The sequence below is a fragment of the Cupriavidus sp. MPR-AND1C genome, from assembly GCF_058809705.1.
Window position 1 is genome coordinate 17229 of record NZ_JBXASU010000060.1, and the last position, 21629, is coordinate 38857.

Consider the following 21629-nt stretch of genomic DNA (forward strand, 5'->3'; position numbering starts at 1 on the left):
CTATACCAAGGGACAATGGTCTTGTGCCTCGGCATCGGCATCGGCATCGGCATCGGCATCGGCATCGGCATCGGCGCACCATCCTTGCGCCCGGCGCGTCAGGCGTGAACCCTGCGGCGCCAGTTGCCGGGAGAGACGCCGACCGCTTGCGAGAACACGCGGGTGAAATGGCTTTGATCGGAGAAGCCGCAAGCCATTGCCACTTCCGCCAGGCAGAGTCCGGTTTCGCGCAGGAGCCCGCGGGCGCGCTCCAGGCGCTGGGCCGCCAGCCACTGATGGGGTGTCTGGCCAGTCGTATCCCGAAAGGCACGGGTGAAATGGCTACGCGACAGGTTGCAGGCGTCGGCGACGTCGGCAATGGACAGATCGCCATCGATCTTGGCGATCAGCATTTCCTTGGCCATCTCCACGCTGCGTTGCGACAGCAACCGGTTTGTCTTGGGCGTCGCGACGGAGCCATTCCCATAGCGCTCGACGAGATAGGTCCCGATCGTGAAGCCCAGCTGATCGACGAACAGCTTGCTGGCCATCCCGGGCTGGCTCAGTGCCGGCGCCGCCGCCTGGGCGAGATGCGCCAGCACCTGGTCTTGCTCTCCCGCCGCGCTGCGCAGCCCCAGGATGCGCGAGCGGCCTAGTTCCGCGCTGGTGCGCTCGATAAAGGTGCGGGAAATCTCCAGCAGGATGAAGTCGAAAAAACCATAAAAATCGGCTTTATAGTCTTCAAGGAAATTCCGGATATAGATGGAGTTATTTTCAAATTCGTGGGTGCTCGCGCGGCGCTCATGAAACACCCGGCGGCGATGGCCCGTGCACAGCGAAATCCCCACCAGAAAGCCGCGATGCGACGCCGAAGTGATAACCTGGCTCGCCTTCTCGCCGGGCGAGCTCTTGCGGAAAAAATGGATCTCGCTGCCGGTGAGCTTCTGATCCTTGGAGAGCTTTTCCGCGGCGCACCCGAATGCGTCGATCGATACAGGAGCTGCGTGCGGGAAGGAGGCTTTGGCGTTGACAGGCATGATCTCAGACGGGAATAAACCACCGCCATGAAAACCCACGCCGTGGCAGCACCGGCTGACCAAGAATAGCAGAGCTTGCAGGCAGCCCGCGTGAAACCTTGGATGGCACAGGTCGAGTGACGCAAGCGCCTGTTGCCTGCTGAAAACCAAGGGCGCGATGCCTTCTGTATAATTCAGGCTCTTTCAGGCAATTCTCCCGTATCAAGCGGCGTGCCAATCACGCGCCATCGCCAGTAGTCCGACTGACTATAGAGCACGCGCCGGCAAGATCGCTCCCCCGGCGCTCCGATCGGCTCCCATGCCGATCGCCGCGCGTCCGCCCAACATCCTGATCGTCGCCCGCCGGCCATCGACCGTCCGACGAGCCATGGCAATTCACGCGAACCTGCGCGATTGCCGGCCCGGCAAGCCGATCAGCAAAGATATTTCTCTTTCCATGAGCAAACTCCCCAGGCTCGTGCTGAGCCTTGTGCTGGTTGCGCTATTGCACCTGATCCCCACCGCGCTCCCGGCCGCAACCGCCGACACCACCTTGAATGCAGACGCGCCCGCCACCCGGCCGCCATCGCGCGCGGATGCCGTTGCCGAGCTCAAACGGCTCCAGACAGAGCAGGACCGCATCAAGCAACTGGCGTCGTCGCCCACCAGCGGCACGCAGCTCGAAGGGCTGGATGACGCCATCCACCAGTTGGCAAGCGACGTCGACAAGCTGAGCGCGGCGCTCACGCCCCAGCGCGCGCAGTTGCAGGCACAGCTCGACGTGCTCGGGCCGCCGCCCGCCGCCGGCACCACGCCAGAGGCGGCTGCTGTCGCACAGCAGCGGGCGGACCTGAACGCGCGCAAGGCCCAACTGGACAGCGGACTGAAGCAAGCGGCCGAGGTCAAGGGCAATGTCACCAACCTGAGCGAGCAGATCGCCAAGCTGCAGCGCAGCCGCTTGAAGAACCAGCTCGCGCTGCGGTCGGCCAGCATTCTCGGCACGGCATTCTGGGAGCCGTTGTTCGCGCCGAGCCAGGAGGACCAGCAGCGGCTGAGCGCGTTCATGGGGCAAGTCACCCCGTTGTGGGGCATGGCCTGGCAGCCCGGGCGGCAGACGGTCACCGCCCTGCTTCTGCTGCTTGCGATCGGCGTCTGGACCATCGGCCGACGGCTGATCGAGCGGGCGCTGGCATGGTTCTGCCTGACGCGCTTGCCCGAGAGCCGGCTGCGGCGCAGCGCGCTCGCGCTTGCCACGGTACTCGCGACGGTTGCGGCGACCGCCATCGCGGTGCAGGTTGTGTGTTTTGCTTTCGTCCCGCCGGGCGAACTGCCAGCTCAGGTGCAGGACCTGATCAGCGAACTCGGCAAGCTGACGCTGACGAGCGCGCTGATCGCGGGCCTGGGACGGGCATTGCTGTGCACGCACCATCCCTCATGGCGCGTGCCGGCGCTCGCCGACAAGGTCGCGCTGGCGATGCGTCCTTTCCCAAGTGTCCTCGCGGGCCTGCTGCTGATCGCCGGCACGCTCGAGCAACTCAACCGGACCGCGGACACAAGCCTGCAGGTGACCTTGCTAGGCCGCGGCCTGGTATCGCTTGTGGTGGTACTGACAATCGGCGCGGCGCTGCTGCGCGCCAACCGTGTGCGCACGAAGCTCGCCGCGGCAGGCGAGCGGCCTGAAGCGCGCTCCACCTTCGCCGGCCTGATCCACGCTGGCGTAACGGTGACGGTCGTCGCCTCGCTGATGGCGCTGCTGATCGGCTACATCACGTTCGCGCGCTTCCTGACCTACGAGCTTGTCTGGATCGACATCGTCCTGTGCAGCCTGTACCTGTTGACGCAACTGACCCGCGACGTCTGCGAAAGCGTGTTCAGCGCGCACCATCCAAGCGGCAAGGTCATCAAGCAGTTGTTCGGACTCGGGGACAGCCATCTCGCGCAGGCGTCGACGGTGCTCTCGGGGATCGGCACCAGCCTGTTGCTCCTGGTGGCCGTCATCGCGCTGCTGACCGGCGGCTTCGGCACCACGCCGAGCGACCTGCTCAACAGCCTGCTGACGATGCTCGGCGGCGAGCGGCTGCGCAGCCTCAACATCATGCCCGAGCGCATCCTGAACGCGGTCATCGCGCTCTCGGTCGGCACCTGCCTGCTGCGCTCGGTGCGGCGCTGGCTGGACGCGGAACTCCTGCCGAAGGTCTGCATGGAAGCGGGCCTGCGCGCATCGCTCATCACGCTGTTCAGCAACATCGGCTATGTGCTGATCGTGTTGCTGACGCTGTCGCTGCTGGGCGTCAGATGGGAAAACCTGGCCTGGATCGTCAGCGCGCTGTCCGTGGGCATCGGCTTCGGCCTGCAGGAGATCGTCAAGAATTTCGTGTCTGGGCTCATCCTGCTGACCGAGCGCCCGGTGAAGGTCGGCGACATGGTGAGCATCGGCGGCGTGGAAGGCGACATCAAGCGCATCAACGTGCGCGCAACAGAGATCCTGCTGGGCGACCGCTCGACCGTGATCGTGCCCAACTCGCAGCTGATCTCGCAGAACCTGCGCAACGTGACGATGAGCAACAGCACGCAAGGCGTCGCCACGCTGCTGCTCACCTTCCCGTTGAACATCGATCCTGAACAGGTGCGCGAACTGCTGCTCGACTCCTATCGGGAAAATGAGGCGATCCTCGACAAGCCCGCGCCATCCGTCACGTTCAGCCAGCTGGCGCCGAACGGGATCACGCTTAGCGTGACGGGCTACGTAGGCAGCCCGCGAATCGCCACCGCGACCAAGAGCGACCTGCTGTTCGAGATACTGAAGCGGCTGCGCGCGGCCGATATCTCGCTGTCGGTCCCGCAGACCTTGCGGGTGGAGAATATGGCCGCGCTTGGCGCGTAACGCGCCCTGCCGGCCCCTTACGGGGTCACCAGCGCCACCGGTTCCTGCACGCCATGCGCACGCCTGGCGCCCATGGCTTGCTGCACCACATCGCCGATCATGTCCGCGGTGACCGCCGACAGCGTCCATCCCAGGTGGCCGTGGCCGGTGTTGTAGAACACGCAGGACGCACGGCCCCGGCCCACGCGCGGCAGCATGGTAGGCATCATCGGCCGCAGGCCGGCCCAGGGCACCACGCTGCGCGTGCTGACACCGGGGAAGCACTGGTTGACCCACTCCACCAGCGGACGGATACGGTCGGCGCGGATGTCGCGGTTATAGCCGTTGAACTCCGCCGTGCCCGCCACGCGGAAGCGGTCAACGCCCAGGCGGCTGGTGACCAGCTTGGTCTCGTCGTCAAGCAGGCTCACGACGGGCGCGGCCGCCTGGCTTTGCGCGTCGTTCAGGTTGACGGTGATCGAATAGCCCTTGACCGGATAGATGTTGACGCGATCGCCAAGGCTGGCCGCCAGCGCCCGGCTGGCAGTGCCGGCACAGACGACCACGCCGTCGAACACGCGCGATTCGGCCTGCCGGCCGTCGCCGCTGACGATGGTGACCTGCCGGCCATCGGTGCTGACCGACTGGACATCCTGGTTGTACAGGCAACGCACGCCCAGGCGGTCGATGGCCGCGGCCATGCCGCTGGTGAACTTGTGGATGTCGCCGGTGGAGTCGCTCTGGGTGAAATAACCACCGTAGTACTGCCCGGCCAGGGTCGGCTCGATGGCGCGCATTTCTTCCGGCGTGACGGCGTGGCGCGCAAGACCGCCCTCGGCCAGCAGCTTCGACACCCTGCCGGCGTGCTCGAAGCCCGCCTTGTCGCGATAGATATGGAGGATGCCTTCCTTCTTCAGGTCGAAATCGATGCCTTCGGCCGCCGCCCAGGAGAACAGGTGGTCACGCGCGGCAATCGCCAGGCGCGTGGTCTCGATGGTGTTCTTGCGGTAGTGGGGAATGGCGGCGATGAACTCGGCGAACCAGGACAGCTTGTGCCAGCTGGGGCGCGGGTTGACCAGCAGCGGCGCATCGCTCTTGAGCATCCACTTGATGCCCTTGAGGATGGTGGACCAGTGGGTCCAGACTTCAGCGTTGGAAGCGGAAAGCTGGCCGCCGTTGGCGAACGAGGTTTCCATGGCGGCATAGCGGTGTTTTTCGAGCAGGGTGACCGAGAAACCGCGCTTGGCGAGCGCGTAGGCAGTGGTCACGCCGGTGATGCCACCACCGATAACGGCGATTGTCTTCATCTCTATGGTTCCAGGACGTCGGATGGGGGCCTCTTGCGCGGCATGCGCAAAAGACGCCCCCTCTGTCCTTGACCTGAGAGATTCACGATACGCCACTTTGGGGGTGGCGGGGATCGCTTGCTCCTTCGGTACCGCCGGCTGACGAGCGCCGGGGTTCTTCAGAGTTCAAACGTGATACCGGTCCTTTTGCCTGAGAGTTTCCGGGGCGGTTGCTCCTTCGGCGCCGCCCGGCGCTTGGCCAGGCAGTCTCTCCCGATATCAACTTTGCATGATGCCGCCCGGCAGTACCAGGCGGCATGGCTTGGAACTGTAGCACTAGTCTGACTGCCTGGGGAAGTTTCCTGCGGGTTCAGCGCGCGAATCTCAGCGGGCCGGAACCGGGGCGATCGACTCGTGCGGCGTGGCGGTGCGCTGCGCGGCCTTGTGCACCATGGTGTAGGCATAGTCCACGCCCATGCCGTAGGCGCCCGAGTGTTCCTTGACCAGCTTCATCACGGCGTCATAGCTGTCGCGGCGCGCCCAGTCACGCTGCCATTCGAGCAGCACCTGCTGCCAGGTTACCGGCACCACGCCGGCCTGCACCATGCGCTGCATGGCGTAGTCGTGCGCTTCCTTGCTGGTGCCGCCGGAGGCGTCGGCCACCATGTAGATCTCGTAGTCGCTGTCGTGCATCGCGGACAGCGCGAAGGTGGTGTTGCAGACCTCGGTCCACAGGCCGGCCACGATGATCTTCTTGCGGCCGTTAGCGGCCAGCGCGTCGCGCACCTTCTGGTCGTCCCACGAGTTCATCGAGGTGCGCTCCAGCGTCTGCTGGCCGGGGAATACGTCAAGCAGCTCGGGGTAGGTATAGCCGGAGAAAGACTCGCTCTCCACCGTGGTGATGGTGGTGGGGATATTGAAGATCCTGGCTGCCTTGGCCAAACCCACCGCGTTGTTCTTCATCGCCTGGCGGTCCATCGACTGCACGCCGAAGGCCATCTGCGGCTGGTGGTCGATGAAAATCAGCTGGCTGTTTTGCGGGGTCAGGACTTCGAGCTTGGCGTTGGTCATGATTTCTCTCTCTTTGGCTGTTTGGCTATCTGGCTATCTGGTTGAATTATTTAGAACGTCGTCTTTGGCGTCGATCCGTCCATGGGTTGAACTTTATGGCAGCGCCGGCCGACGATGTGATGAATTCGTCGGATAACTTATTCAATTTTATTGATTGATATTTCGAAGAACCTGGCGATGCCCCACGGACATCGGGCCACGCGAGACTCGCAGCCTTGGCGAGCGCACAGCCGCCGCGATATCGGCGGCGGCTCGGTGGCCATGGCCACCGAGCGCAATGCGGACTTCTGCGAGGGGGGGCTGCCGGCGTGCGCCGGCTTTCTGGTGGCGACCCGATGACAACGGATCTGGTGTCCGCCATCGTCTCCGCGCACTCTTTACTGCAGCTCGATCTTCGCGATCGCCGCCAGCCGCTTCCAGCGCGCGATCTCGTCCTTCTGGTAGTCGCGAAGTTCTGCCGGCGTGGACAGGATCAGCGAGGTGGACTGGCGCTGGTAGTACTCCTTGACGTCATCGGCGGCGCCGGCTTGGGCGAACAGTTCGCCAAGGCGTTGCGCAATGGGCGCAGGTGTCCTGGCGGAGACCGCCGCTGCCACCCAGTTATAGGCCAGGAAGTCCGGCACGCCGGCTTCGGCCGCGCTCGGCACGCCCGGCAGTAGCGGCGAGCGCTGGGGCGCGGTGTAAGCCAGCGCGCGCACCTTGCCGCCCTTGACCAGCTCAATCGCGCCGCTGGCATCCACCACGGCGAAGTCCACGTTGGCGGCCATCACGCCGTTGATCGCGTCGCCCGCGCCCTTGTAGGGCACGCCGGTGGTCTTCATGCGGCTTTGCTCGTTCAGCCATTCGCTGTACAGGGTGTACGACACCGAGCCGGTGCCGTAGTTGAGCGCGCCGGGCCGCTTGCGCGCGTCCTCCACCAGCGCCCTGAGCGTGTGGTACGGCGAGCTGGCCGGTACGATGATCAGGCATGGCCCACGCGACAGCAGCGTGATGGGCGTGAAGTCGGTCAGCGGATCGTAAGGCAGCTTGCGGAAGGTGGCGGCATTGGTGGACAGCGTGGAGTTGCTGCCGATAAACACCGTGTATCCGTCGGCCGGCGCGCTGAGCAGCGTCTGCACGCCGATAAAGCCGTTGCCACCCGGCTTGTTCTCCACCACCACGCCCTGCCCCGTCAGCTCGCCGATCTTCTTGGCGAACATGCGGGCGGTCATGTCGGTACCGCTGCCTGACGGGAACGGCACGATAAAGCGGATCGGCCGGGTGGGAAATGCCTGCGGCTGCGCCAGCGCGACGAACGGCGCGCCTGCCAGGCTCGCTGCGACGGCGGTGCCGCCCAGGATGGCGAAGCGGCGCCGGGAACCGTTCACGGTTCGGGTCATGTTGTCTCCTTGGTCTTGCGCCTGGCAGTGGGTTCCGCCAGTGCGGGTGCGTCTGTGATTCCGTGGTTCAGTGATTCGCTTTGGCGGCGGGCTAACGCTTGAGGCCAAGCAGATCCCGCGCGATAACCCATCGGTGCACTTCGGACGGGCCTTCGTAGATGCGCATCAACCGCGTCTCGTTGGCCATCTGCTGCAACGGCATTTCCTTGGTCATGCCCATCGCGCCAAAGGCCTGCATGGCATGGTCGATCACGTCCCAGGCCATCTCGGTGGCGAATACCTTGATCATCGAGACCTGGGTACGCGCCTCGTCGCCGGCGTCAATGCGTGCCGCGGCCTCGTAAGTCATCAGGCGACAGGCGTGGATGCGGGTGGCGGCATCGGCCACCCACCACTGGATTGCCTGCCGGTCCGCCAGCGCGGCGCCGAAGGTCCGGCGCTGCGGCGCGTACTCGCACAGCATGTCCAGCGCGCGCTGGGCGCGGCCAATGCACCAGGCCGCCATCTGCACGCGCCGGCTGGAAAGCCGTGCCTGCATCGGCGCGAAGCCCTGGCCTTGCACGCCGAGCAGCTGCGTGTGCGCAACGCGGCAGTCCTCCAGCACCACCTCGTAGGTGGAGGCGCCGCCGATCATGGGGATGCGCCGTTCCACCTTGAAGCCGGGCGTGCCACGGTCGACCAGAAACGCGGAGATGCCGCCGCGGGCGCCGCGCGCCTTGTCGGTCACGGCCATCACGATGGTCCAGTCGGCGCGGGCAGCGCGGCTGATCCAGATCTTGCGGCCGTTGAGCACCCAGTCGTCGCCGTCGCGTTCGGCACGGGTGGTCATCATGGCCGGGTCGCCGCCGGCACCGGGTTCGGAAATGGCGATGGCGGAGATGGTCTCGCCGCGCGCGTACGGTTCCAGGTAGCGCGCTCGCTGGGCCGCGTCGGCGGTCTTGAGCAGCATGCGCAGGTTCGGTGAATCGGGCGGCAGGTCGTAGGGGGTGACGGTCTTGCCCAGCTCCTCGTTGACGCCGACCATGGCCACCACTGGCAAGTCGGCGCCGCCCATCTCGGCCGGCGCATCCAGGCCCCACAGGCCCAGCTCACGCGAGAGTCCGTCCAGCTTGTCCTGCTCCTGCGGCAACAGCGTAAGCTGGCCGCCCTCTGCCTCGCGGGCCAGCACGCCCGCTTCGAGCGGGATCAACTGCTCACGCACAAAGCGCGCCACCAGATCCTTGAGCATCTGGTGCTCGTCTTCCAGTACGAAGTTCATGCAATATCTCCTTGATTGTTTGCGTGCCGCTTCAGGCGGCGTCCCGGCCGCCCGTCACCCGGGCGATGTCTTCAGGGGCTAGTCCGGCTTCGCGCAGCACTTCATCGGTGTGCTCGCCCAGCGTGGGCGCGTGCCGGCGCAGCGACAGCGGCGTGGCGGAGAAGCGCGCCGTGGGCCGCATCTCGCGCAACGGGCCCTCGGTGGGATGCTCGGTCTGCTGGAACAGCCCGACCGCCTCCAGGTGCGGATGCGTCGGCAATTCGTCCGGCGCATAGATCGGCGTGGCGGGGATATCCAGCGTCTCGAACAGCGCCATCCACGCCTTTGTGGTACGGGTCGGCGTGATTTCCGCGAGGTGCTGGTAAAGCGCGCGGATATGGGCGTTGCGCTGCGCGCGGCTGGCGATGTTGTACTTGTCACCCAGGTCATCGCGGCCCACGGCGTGGAAAAAGGCCTTCCAGTGGCGGTCCGTGTACGGTAGCGCGCAGATCCAGCCGTCCGCAGTCTGCGCCGGCCGCCGCCCGCCCTGCAGCAGGCGCGCATAGCCGGCCGCGCCGGTGGCGGGCTCGAAGGTCAACCCCGCCAGGTGCTCGGCCATCACGAAGCTGGCCATGGTTTCCAGCATCGGTACTTCCACCGCTTGCCCGCTGCCGTGGCGCTCGCGGTGCAGCAGCGCGGCCATCACCGCGTTGGCCAGCGCCATCCCGGTGGTCTTGTCGGCGATCAGGCTAGGCACGTACTCGGGCCGGCTGCCGGCGACGGAACCCAGCGACACCAGCCCGCAAGCGGCCTGGATGATGTCGTCGAAGGCCGGCTTGTCGCGGTGCGGGCCGTCCTGGCCAAAGCCGGTGGCCACGCAGTAGACGATGCGCGGGTTCAACGCTGCCACCGCGCCGTAGCCAAAGCCCAGCCGCTCGATGGCGGCCACGCGCATGTTGTGGATCAGCACATCGGCGCCGGCGATCAGGCGGCGCAGCGCAGCCGCGCCTGCAGGTGTCTTCAGGTCCAGCACCACCGAGCGCTTGTTGCGGTTGAGCGCCAGGTAGATCGAACTCATGCCGGCGTTGCGCGATACGCCGTTGGCGCGCATGAGGTCGCCCTCCGGCCCTTCGATCTTGATGACGTCCGCGCCCAGGTCGGCCAGAGATTGCGTGGCCAGGGGGCCCAGCACCACCGAAGTCAGGTCGAGTACGCGAATTCCCTCAAGCGGGCCCGCGCAGACGGGTTTCTGATGTGGCATGCGGCCCCCTCAGCGGCGCTGGAAGACGGGCACGCGGCGCTCGGCCATCGCCGCCACGCCTTCGCGGAAATCCGCGGTGGCGAACTGCACGCGCTGGATGGCCAGTTCACGCTGGTTGGCCGCCACGATGCGGTCGGCCAGCCCCAGGCGCAGCGTCTCGCGTGTGCTTTCCACGGCCAGTGGCGCCGAGGCCGCGATATCGTGCGCGAGCGCCAGCGCGCGGGCACGCACCTCGGCCTGCGCCACCAGTTCGTCGGCCAGCCCGATGCGCACCGCTTCTTCGCCGTCGATGCGCCTGCCCGTGTACAACAGCAGCGCAGCCTGCTGCTCGCCGACCAGGCGCGGCAGCGTCACGCTCATCCCAAAACCGGGATGGAAGCCGAGCCTGTTGAAGCTGGCGCTGAAGCGCGCTTCGCGGCATGTGATGCGGAAATCCGCCACCAGCGCCAGTCCCAGCCCCGCGCCGATCGCGGCACCCGCAACCGCCGCCACGATGGGCTTGCGGTTGCGGTAGAGCTTCATGGCCTGTGCGTAGAAGGCCGATGGGTCGCGCGAGACACTGCCCTGGCCGGCGCCGCTGAAATCGGCCCCGGCGCAGAAGGCGCCCACGCCAGACGACAGCACAACGGCGCGACAGCTATCGTCCTCGTCGAGTTGCAGCAGCGTTTCAGCCAGCCGGCGCATGACATCGGCGTCGACAAAGTTATGGGGCGGGCGGGATATCTCGATCTGCGCAACATGCTGGTCGCGCGTCAGGACGATTTCGGGGGTGGATGCCGAGGTCATGGCGAAGGGCTCCGGGAGGGTGGAAAGGCACCCAGTATTCGCCGATGCGGATCCCCGCGCTACACTACAATTTCGGATACCGAAATTACTTGCAGCGCCCCGATGCTGGATTGGCGGGCCTGCGGCCAACCACATGCCTGATCCGCACCCCTGTTCCGACCCCGCTTCCAACCCGGCTTCCGGCCTCGGCTCCCACCCGGACTCGCGCGCCAAACCGCCTTCGAGCCGCGAACTCACGCACAGTACCGGCCGGTTCACGCGGCAGACCGAAGGCAGTCAGTCGCTCGAACGTGGCCTGATGCTGCTGCGCGCGTTCCGCGTCGGCTCTTCCAGCCTGACCAATGCGGACCTGGCAGCGCGCACCGGCCTGCCGCGCCCGACCGTCAGCCGCCTCACGCGCTCGCTGGTGGACAGCGGCTTCCTGCGCTACGACGCCACCGAGCGCGCCTATCGGCTGGCGGCCGTGGTGGTGAGCCTGGCGGACGCCTTCCACCACGCCACCGCGGTGCCCGATATCGCGCTACCGCTGATGCGCAAGATCGCCGAAGCGGAAAAGGTCAATGTCGGCCTGGCCGTGCCCGACCAGACCGCCATGGTCTACCTGGCCGCGGTGCGCCACAGCCGCGACAGCGTATCGCGCACCCGGCGCGTAGCGCCCGGCACGCGCGTTCCCATGGAATTGACCTCGATCGGCATGGCGTGGCTGGCTGCGGTGCCGGCCGGCGTGCGCGACCAGTTCCTCGCACGGATCGAGGAGAAGGCCGGCGGCGAATGGCCGGCCTTGCACGAGGAACTGTCGCGTGGCATTGCCCAAGCCCAGGCACAAGGCTATTGCAGCGCCAATTACCAGCCGGGTCACCTGACCGCCGTGGGCGCGGCGTTCCGCGGGCCGGACCACCAGTGGTACGGACTCAATATCAGTTTCCCGCACAAGCCCAGCGAAAAGCCGCGTGATGTGGCGCGCTATGCACCGCTCCTGCTGGGTCTGATCGAGAAGATCAGCGCGTCATGCGGGATGGAGGACAGCGCGGAGCCAGCATGACGGCCGCCGGCTGGCGCGGGGCCGGCATGGCGCAGCGAGGTTAGCATCCAGACTGTGCGATGGCTTCCGGTCTGGCCTGCCGCTTGCCAGGCGGCAGATCAGGCAAGCCCGAACGTAAGCGTCTCGGCAAGCGCGCCGCAAGGCACCCTTACAGAGCGACGTGATGGACCCAGCCGGCAGGACCTGCGGCCTGGTTGCGCTGAATCTCCACCAGCCGGTCCCTCAGCACCTTGACGGTGTTGCCGGCGGTGCCGTTCCCGATCGCGAAGCGCGTGCGCGCGGACCGCACTTCGCCTATGGCCACCAGCGTCGCCGCCGTTCCGCAGACAAAGGCCTCGGCCAGGCGTCCGCTTTTGGCATCCGCCTCCCACTCGGGGTACGAATACCGGCGCTCTTCCACCACCATGCCCATCTCCCTGGCCAGCTCGATCACCGAAGCCCGCGTGATGCCAGGAAGAATCGAGCCGCTAAGAGGCGGCGTGACCAGGGTGCCGTCGTCCATCACGAAGAAGATGTTCATGCCACCGAGTTCCTCCACCCAGCGGTGCTCGGCGGCATCCAGGAAGACCACCTGGTCGCATCCGTTCGCGGTGGCCTCGTTCTGCGCGACCAGGCTGCCGGCATAGTTGCCGCCGCACTTCGCCTCGCCGGTGCCGCCGGGCGCGGCGCGCGTGTAGTTCTCGGATACCCAGACGGAGACGGCCTTGTCGCCGCCCTTGAAGTACGGGCCCACCGGGCAGGCGATCACGCAGAAAATGAATTCGGAGGCGGGCTTGATGCCGAGGAACACCTCGTTTGCAAACATGAAAGGACGCAGGTAGAGGCTGCCCGAGCCGTGCGGCACCCAGGCCTGGTCGATCCGCACCAGTTGCTCGATCGCTTCCAGAAAGAGCGATTCGGGCAACGCCGGCATGGCCATGCGCTTGGCCGACGCCTGGAAACGGCGCGCGTTCTCGAGCGGGCGGAACAGCGTCACGGCGCCATCCGCGCCGCGATAGGCCTTCATGCCCTCGAAGATCTCCTGGCCATAGTGCAGTACCGAGCACGCCGGATCGATCGAGAACGGCTTGCGGGCGGTAACCTTGGCGTCCTGCCACCCCTGTCCTTCGCGCCAGGTGATCGTCACCATATGGTCGGTGAAGACGCGGCCGAACGCGGGGTCGCGCATCAGTGCATCCCGCGTGGCCGCGTCGAGCGCGTTCGGGTTGGGTTCGAGGCTGAAAGTGGTTTGTTGCGTCATGAGCGCGCGTCTTCCTTCGCTGGCGTTGGGGATTGGCAGCAGAGCGAACACCCCTGTCTGCCACCGGCATGGCACGTGGTTTTACGTGAAATCCGAGGGTATCGATGATCGCATGCTGGCGCCCGGTTTGTCTTCCATGTCATTGCAGGCCCGCCCCATCGCCAGCCTGGGGTATCGCCCGGTCTTTCATCCGTCAGCGCCACCGCCCAAGCAGACGGGGCACCCGCAGAACCGAGGGAGTCACGGCTTAGCCTGCCTCAACACGATTGCGTCCTTCAGCCTTGGCGCGATATAGCGCCGAATCGGCCCGTGCCAGCAATTCGTCAAGGGTCGCTTCCCCGGCTTCGATGCTGGCCAACCCCAGGCTTGCCGTGCAGGCGGGCTGCCCCGCGACGGCCGATTGCTGCTCGACTGCCTGGCGCACGCGCTCGGCCATGACAAGCGCGGTCTCCATGCCGGTATGCGGCAGCAGCACGACAAACTCTTCGCCGCCAAAACGGCCGAGATGGTCCGTGTGGCGCAGCGCCCGCCCTACGATTTGTGCGAAATGCGCCAGCACGCGGTCACCGACCAGGTGTCCGTGCTGGTCGTTGATGCGCTTGAAGTGGTCGATATCCATCAGCAGCAACGACAGTGGCTGGCCGCCGCGCCGGTTCCTCAGTGCATTGCTACCTGCGTGCAGCACAGCGCGGCGGCTCAAGATTCCCGTCAGGTCGTCGCGTTGCGCCAGGTACTCGAACTGCGCGCGTAACCGCTCGCTCACAGTCAGGAGCAGTCCAAGGCAGACGAAGAGCGACGCGAAACAATACGCCGCAATGTACGCGGCCTGCATAGCCGAAGGGGCAAACCGCGAAGTATCGGCGGCATCCTGGAAAATCGTCGTCGCAGCCCGCATCAGCAAGGCCAGCCCCTGGAAAGCGAGGACACCTGCCATGAAACGCGGCGCAAATCCCCGGCCGTGCTCCCAGGTCAGCCGCGCATGGGTCAGGCATATCGCAGCTAGCACCGCGGTCAGCAGCAACACGCGGATCCGGTAGTCGGGTTGGACCAGCAGGAACCACGTGATGCCAGCCAGGCAGCCAATGCCCAGGGCGAGCCAGCATTTCCAGGTGCAGAGCACCCCGTAGAAGCGCTGGCTGCCGAAGTAGAACAGTGCGCAGCCCGATAGCAGCAGCGCGTTGCCGCCAAGTGCGACGAGCACGGCCGGCCACTGCCCGTCCATCGCATAGAAGGCGGTGGAAAGCGCGCAAAGCAGCGGTGCCAGCGCCCAGGGTAGCAACCCCTTGATAGAGGCGGGATAGGCGCGGCGAAAGGCCAGCAGGACGATGCCCAGGGCGATATTGATCATCCCCGTCATCACCGACATGGAGCGCAGGTCCAGGTTCAGCATTGGTCAGCCGTAGAGGTACAGGATAGACCTTGGTCGTTGACCGGTCGGGATGCTGTCAGGAAGTGCGGTCATGTCAGTGTGCCCGTTCTAGCTGGCATTGAACCCCGCAAGCCTCGGCATGGCAGTGGCAATCGGCAACCCCACCGCAGAGGCATGCATAGGGAAACTACGGACGCAAGACCTTCCTGCGCCCGGGCGAGACAGGGCGAAGCATACGCGATTTGGCTCCGAACCAGTTGAGCATGAGCGTGCTGATCCGGCATCTGGCTGACTTCCTGCTTGGGCTCGACGATACGGCGGCCGATTTTCGAGTGTGGCGATTTACGCACATGGCATTTTGCGCACATTGTACTGGCCGTTAGCCACCGCCCAGCCGGCAGGTCGGCTGTCGCCTGGCAGGTAGCACTCGGCGCGGCATACACGTCTTGGAATGGCGAGCAGTGTGTACACTACCGCCCTACCTTTTCCGCTTGACCCATGACGATCACTATCAACGAAGACCTCCGTGCCTATATCGATCCACTGACAGAAGACGAATACGCGGCACTAGAACGCAGCTTGCTCTCCGAAGGGTGCCGCGATGCACTGGTGTTGTGGGGCGATCTCCTGGTGGACGGACACAACCGCTACAGCATCTGCCAGAAGCACGGCGTCCCGTTCAATACGGTGCAAAACCAGACGTTCCAGTCCATGGAGGACGTGCACCTGTGGATGATCGACAATCACCTCGGGCGGCGCAGCGTATCGGATTTCCAGCGCGGTGTACTCGCATTGCGGAAGAAGGAAATCGTATCCGCGCGTCTGGCACAAGCACAAGCCCAAGCCCAGCCGGGTCCTGCAAAGCCTGCCGGGGCTGAAGTCGCCCTGCAATCCGGGACCGATGCCGTGTTGACTCGCGAGGCCGTCGCGCGCACAGCGCGGGTGAGCAGTGCGACACTTGGCCAGATCGAAAAGATCCAGAAGACCGCTGCGCCCGAATTGGTCAGCGCGGTAAAGGCGGGCGTGATTTCCATCAATGCTGCGGCTGCCGTAGCCTCCTTGCCTGGCGAGAAGCAGGTAGCGGCGGTTGCCGGGGGCAAGAAGGAACTGCGCCAGGTGGCGAGACAGGTGCGCGAGGCCCGCGTGCCACCCAAGCCTGAGCCGGTGCCCCCACCCAGCGACGCCACCCCCGATCAACTGGCAATTCATCGCCTGACGCAATTGGTGACGCAGCTCACAGAAGAGCGCGATCAGCTGAAAAAGAAGGTGCAGCACCTGACGGTTGCACTCGCAGAGGCCCGCGGCGGGCTGGCGACTGCGTGAGGCACTCTTATCGGGTGAGCGGGTGCATGCGTCCTGGCTCAAGCACTACCTGCGCAGGTCGAGAGCGCGCCGATGTGGTGCTGCTCGCCTGAACCGAGGCCCGTGATGATCGCCTATCGATGGCGGCGCTGCACGTGCGTGCCGCTGGAAGAGCTGGCCGGCGCGGGCAAGGACGCCATGGTGGTGATCGCGCCACCGTTGTTTGACCACATTGCCGGGCTTGAACATATGCTGTCGCTATTGGAGTGCGAACGCACGCTGCTGCGGCATTTCATGAAATCAGCCTGCGGGGCCTGAGCCCGCCGCATGCGGCAAGATGCTTATAGGCAGAGCCATGGGCTGCCCAGCCGTTTTGCCGCTTGGCCACTTGGCCACTTGGCCACTTGGCGAATCGGCGACTGGTTGCCAGTCAGCGCAGCAGCAATCCGGCCAGCAGCAACAGCAGCACATCCAGCCCCAGCAGGCTGCGTGGCCGCAACCTCCCCTGCAGCAGGCCGCCCAGACCGGCCAGACCGGTGACCAGCAGCAGTGCCAGCCCCCACAGCAGGCCGCTGCCCATCGTATCGCTTTGCCACAGATAGCCGGCACCGGCCGCCATCAGCAGAGCGAACTGCAGCAGAGCCACTGGCGCGGCACCGGCCACCAGCGGTGGATCGAAGCGCTGGCGTGCACGCTCCAAGTCAAAGGGCGCACTATCATCGCTCACGCCGGGCGGCAGCCAGCCCGGCGCCTTGAACCACACCTTGATCTTGTCCTGCCAGCGTGGCGCACGGCGCGCCATCTGCCACAGGGGCACATAGCCGGAAGCCACCGCCCCTAGCAGACTCCAGCTGTTGAGCGGGGTGCGGGTACCATACACCGGCTTCTCTGCTTCCTCGGCAAACGTGCCGAACAGCCGGTCCCAGATGATCAGCATCCCGCCGTAGTTCTTGTCCAGGTACTGGTCGTTGACCGCATGATGCACACGATGGTTGGACGGCGAGGAAAATACCCGGTCAAACCAGCCCAGCTTGCCGATGTGCTCGGTGTGAATCCAGAACTGGTATAGCAGCACGACGAGGCCGGCCAGTGCAAACTGCTGCGGTGCAACTCCAGCCAGCGCCATCGGCAAGTAAAACGGCCATCCCAGGAAGGCAACGGTGCTCTCCTGCCGCAGCGCGGTGGACAGATTGAAGTCCTGGCTCTGGTGATGCACGGCATGGGCGGCCCAGAACACAGCACTTTCATGCCCGGCCCGATGTAGCCAGTAGTCGCAGAAATCGAACATCACGATCGCCAGCAGCCAGCCCCAGACGCTGCCCCACAGGCCGGCATGGGGAAACAGCGCCACCCGGCGCCACGTCAAGATATACAGGCCGATCTGGAAGAGCTGGCTGACGCTGGCCACCAGCTGGCTTAGCAAGCCTTGACTCAGGTTGCTGAGCGCATCACTTAGGCGATAGGTATTGCGACCGACGAACAGGCCGTAGCCCAGCTCCACCAGCATCAATAGCAGGAATACCGGGAAAGCGTAGACGGTGATTTGTTCTTCCATGCGCCATTCAAAAAAGTGCCTTACGGCCGACAAACGATTGACCTACCCCTTGCCGGAACGGGTCAGAGACTGGTCAGAAGCGGTCGTTATTATGGCAAAAAATGTCATTTTTTATGGCGCGTATCTTGAAATCCGGCAAATTTTTTGTGCAGTGCAATGCGCGCTTTACCTGCGGCAGACAAGCACATTACACGGTAGGTGCGGCCCACATCGCCTTCCCCGGCTTGGGGCACATTCGAAGAGCGGGAAACAAATATGAATGGGTGCCCCTGAACTATGTCGGAGAACCCGGGAAATAATCCTGCCGTTTGTGGCAGAGGATGAGCCGCCGCCTGCTCGTCATGGATCAAGCCGGCCCCAAGCTGCCGTTTGAGAGTCCATGTGCCTACCACGTGCCTACTCCGAACCGGATCCAAATGCGCCGTGCCCGGCCACTACCTCGCTAAGAAAGTCCATCACCGCGCGCACGGGGGCCGAGCGCCGCAAGTCCCTGTGCACCACCAGCCAGATGTCGCGCGAGAATGCAGCGCCCTCGTGCTCCAGCCGTACCAGGCCCGCATCGGCATCCCCCAGGAAGCAAGGCAGGCCTGCCACGCCCGCCCCCGCACGGGCAGCGGCGAAATGGCTGCTGATATCGCTGAGTTCGCAGCCCACAGGCCGCGGCCCCGCCAGCTCCAGCAGCCAGCGCTGCTGCGGCATGTCGGCGAACTGCGCATCGTAGGCAATAAAGGTCCAGTCGCGGGGATTGCGCAATGCCGGATAGTCGAGGCTTGCGTACAAGGCAAATGGCATCTGCCCCAACTTGCGCACCACACTGCTCGACTCGCTGGGCCGAACCAGGCGTAGCGCTACGTCCGCCTCGCGGCGTGTCAGCGACACCGCGCGGGCCTGCGCCGACACGCAGAGCTGGATACCCGGATAAGCCGCGCGGAAATCCGCCAGCCGGCCGGCCAGCAGATGCGTGGTCAGTACCGGTGGCGCACTGAGCGACACCTTGCCGCTCACGGGCTCGTGGCTGGCACGCGTCTGCCGCTCGATTGCGAACGCGGCAGCTTCCATCGTCTTGGCTTGCTCGAAGACCGACACCCCAAGCGGCGTCAGGCGGCACGAGCGCGGCAAGCGTTCAACCAGAAGCGCTTGCAGCCCGGCTTCGAGCGCGGCCAGCCGGCGGCTTACCGTGGCGTGATCCACCTGCAAATCGCGCGCTGCGCCGGACAACGTGCCGGTGCGGGCAACCGCCAGGAAGTGGCGAAGATTTTCCCAATCGAGCATCTGTGCGTTTTCTCCAGGTTTGGTGGAGATTTTAGGGAATTTACGCAGACATGTCTGCAACCTAGCATCCGGGGATCCTATCGTTGGAATCCATGTCATGCCCACCACCACCAATGCACAACGGGCCACCCTGCTGGCCGCTGCGCTCGGCTTCGTCGTCGTCCTGCTGGATGTCAGCGTCGTCAACGTCGCCCTTGATACCTTGCGGCAAGGATTCGCCACCGATGTGGCAGGACTGCAATGGTTGATCAACGCCTACACGCTGGTGTTCGCGGCGTTGCTACTGACCAGCGGAGCGATCGGAGATCGCTTGGGCGCCAGGCGTGTGTTCCTGATGGGGCTCGCGCTGTTCACGCTAACGTCGGTGGCGTGCGGCGCGGCGGGCAGCCTGGCGATGCTGGTAGTGGCCCGGCTGGGCCAGGGCATTGGTGCGGCCCTGCTGGTGCCGAACTCGCTGTCGATGCTTCAGCGGGCCTTTCCCGATCGCGAACAACGCAGCCGCGCAGTGGGCTGGTGGGGTGCGATCGGCGGCGCCTCGCTGGCGGCCGGGCCGGTGCTGGGCGGCCTGCTGGTGACCCACTTCGGCTGGCGCAGCATCTTCCTGATCAACCTGCCGCTGGGCCTGATTGGCCTGTATCTGACGTTGCGCCATGTCGCCGCCGATGGCGGCGGACACCACCGCGGCCTGGATTGGCCCGGGCAAGGCGCAGCCATACTGGCGCTGGCCGCACTCACCGCATCGGTCACCGAAGCCAGCCGTCTCGGCTGGGGACACGCCTGGGTGCAGGCGGGGCTGTGGCTGGCCTTGGCATCGGCGGCCGTCTTCATTCGCATCGAATCCCGCAGTGCCGCGCCGATGCTGCCGCTGGCGCTACTGCGCATCCCGGCGTTCAGGGTGGCGTCGCTTGCCGGTGTGATCGTGAATTTTGCCTACTATGGCCAGATCTTTGTCTTCAGCCTGTTCTTCCAGCTTCAGCAGGGACTGTCGCCACAGCAGACCGGGCTGGCGTTCCTCCCGATGACGGCGGTGCTGATGGCAGTCAACGTGCTCGCCGGCCGCCTGATCACGCGGATGGGCGCGAGGTACTTGATGGTGCTGGGATTGCTCCTGGCCGCCCTGGGCTACCTGATGCTGTTGCCGGTGCGCATCGATGGCCCCTACTGGCTGCTCGCTCCGCCGATGCTGCTGGCCGCCAGCGGCATTGCGCTGATGGTGCCGACCATGACCAATGTCACGCTTTCAGCCGTGGATGGCTCCCGTGCGGGCATCGCCTCCGGCGTCCTCAACTCGGCGCGGCAGGTAGGCGGCATGCTCGGCGTGGCAGGGTTCGGCTATCTGGTGCACGACACTGCCCCGCAAGCCTTCATGCGCGGCATGCACCTCTCGCTCGGCTTCGCGGCAGCACTGCTGCTGGTGGGTGCCGTGATGTGCTGGTCTGGCATTCGTGCGGAACGTCCAGCCGCTGGCAAGGACGGGCAGCAAGGCGCCACTTGAACCAATGCGCTTGAATTGGCGCCTTCGATTCCATGGCGGGATGGACCGATCACACTCCGGATTTCGAGAGCGGGATACCGGCAGTGTGTGGATTGCCTTGCCCGGAGTCCTCGGGCAAAAGGTTGCCATCGTCGAGCGCGGCATCGGCGTTGGCCGTTTCAGGAAAGCGCTCGGGATACAGATGCCGCTGCGCTATCTCGTGGTCAAAGGTGCCGGACCACTTGGCGATGACCACGGTCGCGACGCTGTTGCCGATCGTATTGCAGGTGGAGATCGCCATCGACAGGAAGCGGTAGACGCCAAAAATAACGGCCAGTCCTTCGACCGGCAGCATCCCGGTCGAAGTCACCGTTGCAGCGAAGACCACGAAGGAGCCGCCGGAGACGGTCGCCGCGCCCTTGGAAGTCAGGAGCATCAGCAACAGGATGCCAATCTGCTGATCCAGCGACAGCGGCACGCCGTAGGCATGCGCGATGAACATCACGCCCATGGCCATGAAGAGCGAGGTGCCATCGAGGTTGAATGCGTAGCCGGTTGGCAGCACCAGGCCCACGGTCTGCTTCGCGCAACCTAATCGCTCCAGCTTGATCAGCAGGCGGGGCAGCGCACTCTCCGACGATGCGGTGCCGAGCACGATAAGGATCTCGTCTTTGATGTAGCGCAGGAAACGCCAGAGACTGAAGCCTGCCAGCCGTGCCACCAGGCCCAGAACCACCACGATAAAAGCCGCCACCACCGCGTAGAAGCTGAACACGAGTTGGGCCAACGCGATCAGCACGGCGGTGCCGTTGCTGCCGACCGAATAGGCTACTGCGCCGAACGTGCCGATCGGCGCCAGTTTCATCACCAGGTTGATAAAGGAGAACAGTACCTCGGAGATCTGGCTGAGGCCCTCGTTGATCTTCTCGCGCCGGCCTTCCGGAATGGCGAGGATGCCGATGCCGACCATCACCGCAAGCACCACCACCTGCAGCAGCTCGCCCTTGGCAAACGCCCCCACAAAGTTGTCTGGCACGATGTGGGCCATGAACTCCAGGAAGCCGTGCGGCCCGGCCTTGGCCACCATGGGCGGGGCGGCGCCGGTGGCTACCGTGGTCATGCCCTTGCCGATCTGCAACAGGTTACCCGCCAGCATGCCCACGACCAGGGCAATGGTCGAGAGCACTTCAAAGTAGAAGATGGAGCGCCAGCCAACGCGGCCGGCACTCTTCACATCGCCCGCCGATGCAATGCCGTGGACAATGGTGAGAAACACCAGCGGCGCCACGCCCGCCTTGATCAGCGAGAGGAACATGTCGCCGAGCAGCTTGAGCTGCGAGGCGAACTTCGGGAAGATGAAGCCCACCGCGATGCCAAGCACCAGCGACACCAGCACTTGCATACCCAGCTTGCGATACCAGGGTAATTTTCTCGGGGGCGAGATCAGCGCGTCTGCGCCGGATGAGTGGTTTTCCATAGCTGTCTCCTCGATGCTGC

17 protein-coding genes, 1 pseudogene and 1 riboswitch are annotated in these 21629 nt (G+C 65.2%); of the genes and pseudogenes, 6 read left to right on the plus strand and 12 right to left on the minus strand.

Annotated elements, in window-relative coordinates:
* Positions 1-98: 98 nt before the first annotated feature.
* A complete protein-coding gene (locus tag AC1RWI_RS26240) occupies positions 99-1016 on the minus strand; it encodes a helix-turn-helix domain-containing protein (RefSeq protein WP_043354223.1) in 918 nt (305 codons plus the stop codon).
* Between the two features lie 436 nt (positions 1017-1452).
* Here AC1RWI_RS26240 and AC1RWI_RS26245 point away from each other — a divergent pair, with 436 nt between their 5' ends.
* Positions 1453-3879 carry a DUF3772 domain-containing protein gene (locus AC1RWI_RS26245; protein ID WP_082055294.1) on the plus strand — a complete coding sequence of 809 codons (2427 nt, stop codon included), beginning with the start codon at positions 1453-1455 and terminating at the stop codon, positions 3877-3879.
* A 17-nt stretch (positions 3880-3896) separates the two neighbouring features.
* Here AC1RWI_RS26245 and AC1RWI_RS26250 read toward each other — a convergent pair whose 3' ends face one another.
* The 6 genes from AC1RWI_RS26250 to AC1RWI_RS26275 all read right to left on the minus strand — a co-directional run bounded on the left by AC1RWI_RS26250 (position 3897) and on the right by AC1RWI_RS26275 (position 10878).
* Positions 3897-5165 carry a D-amino acid dehydrogenase gene (locus AC1RWI_RS26250; RefSeq protein ID WP_043354222.1) on the minus strand — a complete coding sequence of 423 codons (1269 nt, stop codon included), beginning with the start codon at positions 5163-5165 and terminating at the stop codon, positions 3897-3899.
* A 168-nt stretch (positions 5166-5333) separates the two neighbouring features.
* Positions 5334-5430: riboswitch (glycine riboswitch) on the minus strand.
* Positions 5431-5528: 98 nt separating this feature from the next.
* The gene (locus tag AC1RWI_RS26255; RefSeq protein ID WP_043354220.1) at positions 5529-6215 is read right to left on the minus strand and encodes a hydrolase; all 687 of its coding nucleotides are present in this window, start codon (positions 6213-6215) and stop codon (positions 5529-5531) included.
* A gap of 377 nt (positions 6216-6592) precedes the next feature.
* The gene (locus AC1RWI_RS26260; RefSeq protein WP_043354216.1) at positions 6593-7594 is read right to left on the minus strand and encodes a Bug family tripartite tricarboxylate transporter substrate binding protein; all 1002 of its coding nucleotides are present in this window, start codon (positions 7592-7594) and stop codon (positions 6593-6595) included.
* 91 nt (positions 7595-7685) lie between these two features.
* The gene (locus AC1RWI_RS26265) at positions 7686-8852 is read right to left on the minus strand and encodes an acyl-CoA dehydrogenase family protein (RefSeq protein WP_043354214.1); all 1167 of its coding nucleotides are present in this window, start codon (positions 8850-8852) and stop codon (positions 7686-7688) included.
* A 31-nt stretch (positions 8853-8883) separates the two neighbouring features.
* On the minus strand, positions 8884-10092 hold the full coding sequence (locus tag AC1RWI_RS26270; protein WP_492869754.1) for a CaiB/BaiF CoA transferase family protein: 1209 nt from the start codon (positions 10090-10092) through the stop codon (positions 8884-8886).
* 9 nt (positions 10093-10101) lie between these two features.
* Entirely contained in the window at positions 10102-10878 is a 777-nt protein-coding gene (locus AC1RWI_RS26275) for an enoyl-CoA hydratase/isomerase family protein (RefSeq protein ID WP_043354211.1), read from the minus strand.
* Between the two features lie 133 nt (positions 10879-11011).
* On the opposite strand from AC1RWI_RS26275, the gene AC1RWI_RS26280 reads away from it, so the two are divergent.
* Complete coding sequence (locus tag AC1RWI_RS26280; RefSeq protein WP_082055108.1) at positions 11012-11920, plus strand: IclR family transcriptional regulator; 909 nt, start codon at positions 11012-11014, stop codon at positions 11918-11920.
* 148 nt (positions 11921-12068) lie between these two features.
* On the opposite strand, the gene AC1RWI_RS26285 is transcribed toward AC1RWI_RS26280, so the two are convergent.
* Both AC1RWI_RS26285 and AC1RWI_RS26290 read right to left on the minus strand, forming a co-directional pair.
* Positions 12069-13160 carry a branched-chain amino acid aminotransferase gene (locus AC1RWI_RS26285; protein ID WP_043354210.1) on the minus strand — a complete coding sequence of 364 codons (1092 nt, stop codon included), beginning with the start codon at positions 13158-13160 and terminating at the stop codon, positions 12069-12071.
* Positions 13161-13407: 247 nt separating this feature from the next.
* On the minus strand, positions 13408-14550 hold the full coding sequence (locus tag AC1RWI_RS26290) for a GGDEF domain-containing protein (protein ID WP_492869755.1): 1143 nt from the start codon (positions 14548-14550) through the stop codon (positions 13408-13410).
* Between the two features lie 477 nt (positions 14551-15027).
* On the opposite strand from AC1RWI_RS26290, the gene AC1RWI_RS26295 reads away from it, so the two are divergent.
* Together AC1RWI_RS26295 and AC1RWI_RS26300 are read left to right on the plus strand one after the other, a co-directional pair.
* Positions 15028-15852, plus strand: a complete 825-nt coding sequence (locus tag AC1RWI_RS26295; RefSeq protein WP_492869756.1) for a ParB N-terminal domain-containing protein — start codon at positions 15028-15030, stop codon at positions 15850-15852.
* 105 nt (positions 15853-15957) lie between these two features.
* Entirely contained in the window at positions 15958-16149 is a 192-nt protein-coding gene (locus tag AC1RWI_RS26300; protein WP_492869757.1) for a hypothetical protein, read from the plus strand.
* Positions 16150-16261: 112 nt separating this feature from the next.
* Here AC1RWI_RS26300 and AC1RWI_RS26305 read toward each other — a convergent pair whose 3' ends face one another.
* Positions 16262-17386: a sterol desaturase family protein gene (locus AC1RWI_RS26305; RefSeq protein WP_492869758.1), complete on the minus strand. Its 1125-nt coding sequence runs from the start codon at positions 17384-17386 to the stop codon at positions 16262-16264.
* A gap of 188 nt (positions 17387-17574) precedes the next feature.
* On the opposite strand from AC1RWI_RS26305, the pseudogene AC1RWI_RS26310 reads away from it, so the two are divergent.
* Positions 17575-17685, plus strand: a pseudogene (locus AC1RWI_RS26310) (MBL fold metallo-hydrolase); the annotation flags it as partial.
* A 97-nt stretch (positions 17686-17782) separates the two neighbouring features.
* On the opposite strand, the gene AC1RWI_RS26315 reads toward AC1RWI_RS26310, so the two are convergent.
* Complete coding sequence (locus AC1RWI_RS26315; RefSeq protein ID WP_492869759.1) at positions 17783-18658, minus strand: LysR family transcriptional regulator; 876 nt, start codon at positions 18656-18658, stop codon at positions 17783-17785.
* A gap of 97 nt (positions 18659-18755) precedes the next feature.
* Here AC1RWI_RS26315 and AC1RWI_RS26320 point away from each other — a divergent pair, with 97 nt between their 5' ends.
* Entirely contained in the window at positions 18756-20153 is a 1398-nt protein-coding gene (locus AC1RWI_RS26320; protein WP_492869760.1) for an MFS transporter, read from the plus strand.
* A gap of 49 nt (positions 20154-20202) precedes the next feature.
* Here the strand turns inward: AC1RWI_RS26320 and AC1RWI_RS26325 are convergent, their stop codons facing one another.
* Positions 20203-21609 carry a cation:dicarboxylate symporter family transporter gene (locus AC1RWI_RS26325; RefSeq protein WP_492869761.1) on the minus strand — a complete coding sequence of 469 codons (1407 nt, stop codon included), beginning with the start codon at positions 21607-21609 and terminating at the stop codon, positions 20203-20205.
* Positions 21610-21629: the final 20 nt, after the last annotated feature.

Excerpts from the sequence above, each read along its gene's own strand:
- AC1RWI_RS26295 (WP_492869756.1), top strand. The coding sequence starts at position 15,028 with ATGACGATCACTATCAACGAAGACCTCCGTGCCTATATCGATCCACTG.
- AC1RWI_RS26255 (WP_043354220.1), bottom strand. The coding sequence starts at position 6,215 with ATGACCAACGCCAAGCTCGAAGTCCTGACCCCGCAAAACAGCCAGCTG.
- AC1RWI_RS26300 (WP_492869757.1), top strand. The coding sequence starts at position 15,958 with ATGATCGCCTATCGATGGCGGCGCTGCACGTGCGTGCCGCTGGAAGAG.
- AC1RWI_RS26325 (WP_492869761.1), bottom strand. The coding sequence starts at position 21,609 with ATGGAAAACCACTCATCCGGCGCAGACGCGCTGATCTCGCCCCCGAGA.
- AC1RWI_RS26250 (WP_043354222.1), bottom strand. The coding sequence starts at position 5,165 with ATGAAGACAATCGCCGTTATCGGTGGTGGCATCACCGGCGTGACCACT.
- AC1RWI_RS26320 (WP_492869760.1), top strand. The coding sequence starts at position 18,756 with ATGCCCACCACCACCAATGCACAACGGGCCACCCTGCTGGCCGCTGCG.
- AC1RWI_RS26260 (WP_043354216.1), bottom strand. The coding sequence starts at position 7,594 with ATGACCCGAACCGTGAACGGTTCCCGGCGCCGCTTCGCCATCCTGGGC.
- AC1RWI_RS26280 (WP_082055108.1), top strand. The coding sequence starts at position 11,012 with ATGCCTGATCCGCACCCCTGTTCCGACCCCGCTTCCAACCCGGCTTCC.
- AC1RWI_RS26315 (WP_492869759.1), bottom strand. The coding sequence starts at position 18,658 with ATGCTCGATTGGGAAAATCTTCGCCACTTCCTGGCGGTTGCCCGCACC.
- AC1RWI_RS26305 (WP_492869758.1), bottom strand. The coding sequence starts at position 17,386 with ATGGAAGAACAAATCACCGTCTACGCTTTCCCGGTATTCCTGCTATTG.
- AC1RWI_RS26275 (WP_043354211.1), bottom strand. The coding sequence starts at position 10,878 with ATGACCTCGGCATCCACCCCCGAAATCGTCCTGACGCGCGACCAGCAT.
- AC1RWI_RS26285 (WP_043354210.1), bottom strand. The coding sequence starts at position 13,160 with ATGACGCAACAAACCACTTTCAGCCTCGAACCCAACCCGAACGCGCTC.
- AC1RWI_RS26265 (WP_043354214.1), bottom strand. The coding sequence starts at position 8,852 with ATGAACTTCGTACTGGAAGACGAGCACCAGATGCTCAAGGATCTGGTG.
- AC1RWI_RS26245 (WP_082055294.1), top strand. The coding sequence starts at position 1,453 with ATGAGCAAACTCCCCAGGCTCGTGCTGAGCCTTGTGCTGGTTGCGCTA.
- AC1RWI_RS26270 (WP_492869754.1), bottom strand. The coding sequence starts at position 10,092 with ATGCCACATCAGAAACCCGTCTGCGCGGGCCCGCTTGAGGGAATTCGC.
- AC1RWI_RS26240 (WP_043354223.1), bottom strand. The coding sequence starts at position 1,016 with ATGCCTGTCAACGCCAAAGCCTCCTTCCCGCACGCAGCTCCTGTATCG.
- AC1RWI_RS26290 (WP_492869755.1), bottom strand. The coding sequence starts at position 14,550 with ATGCTGAACCTGGACCTGCGCTCCATGTCGGTGATGACGGGGATGATC.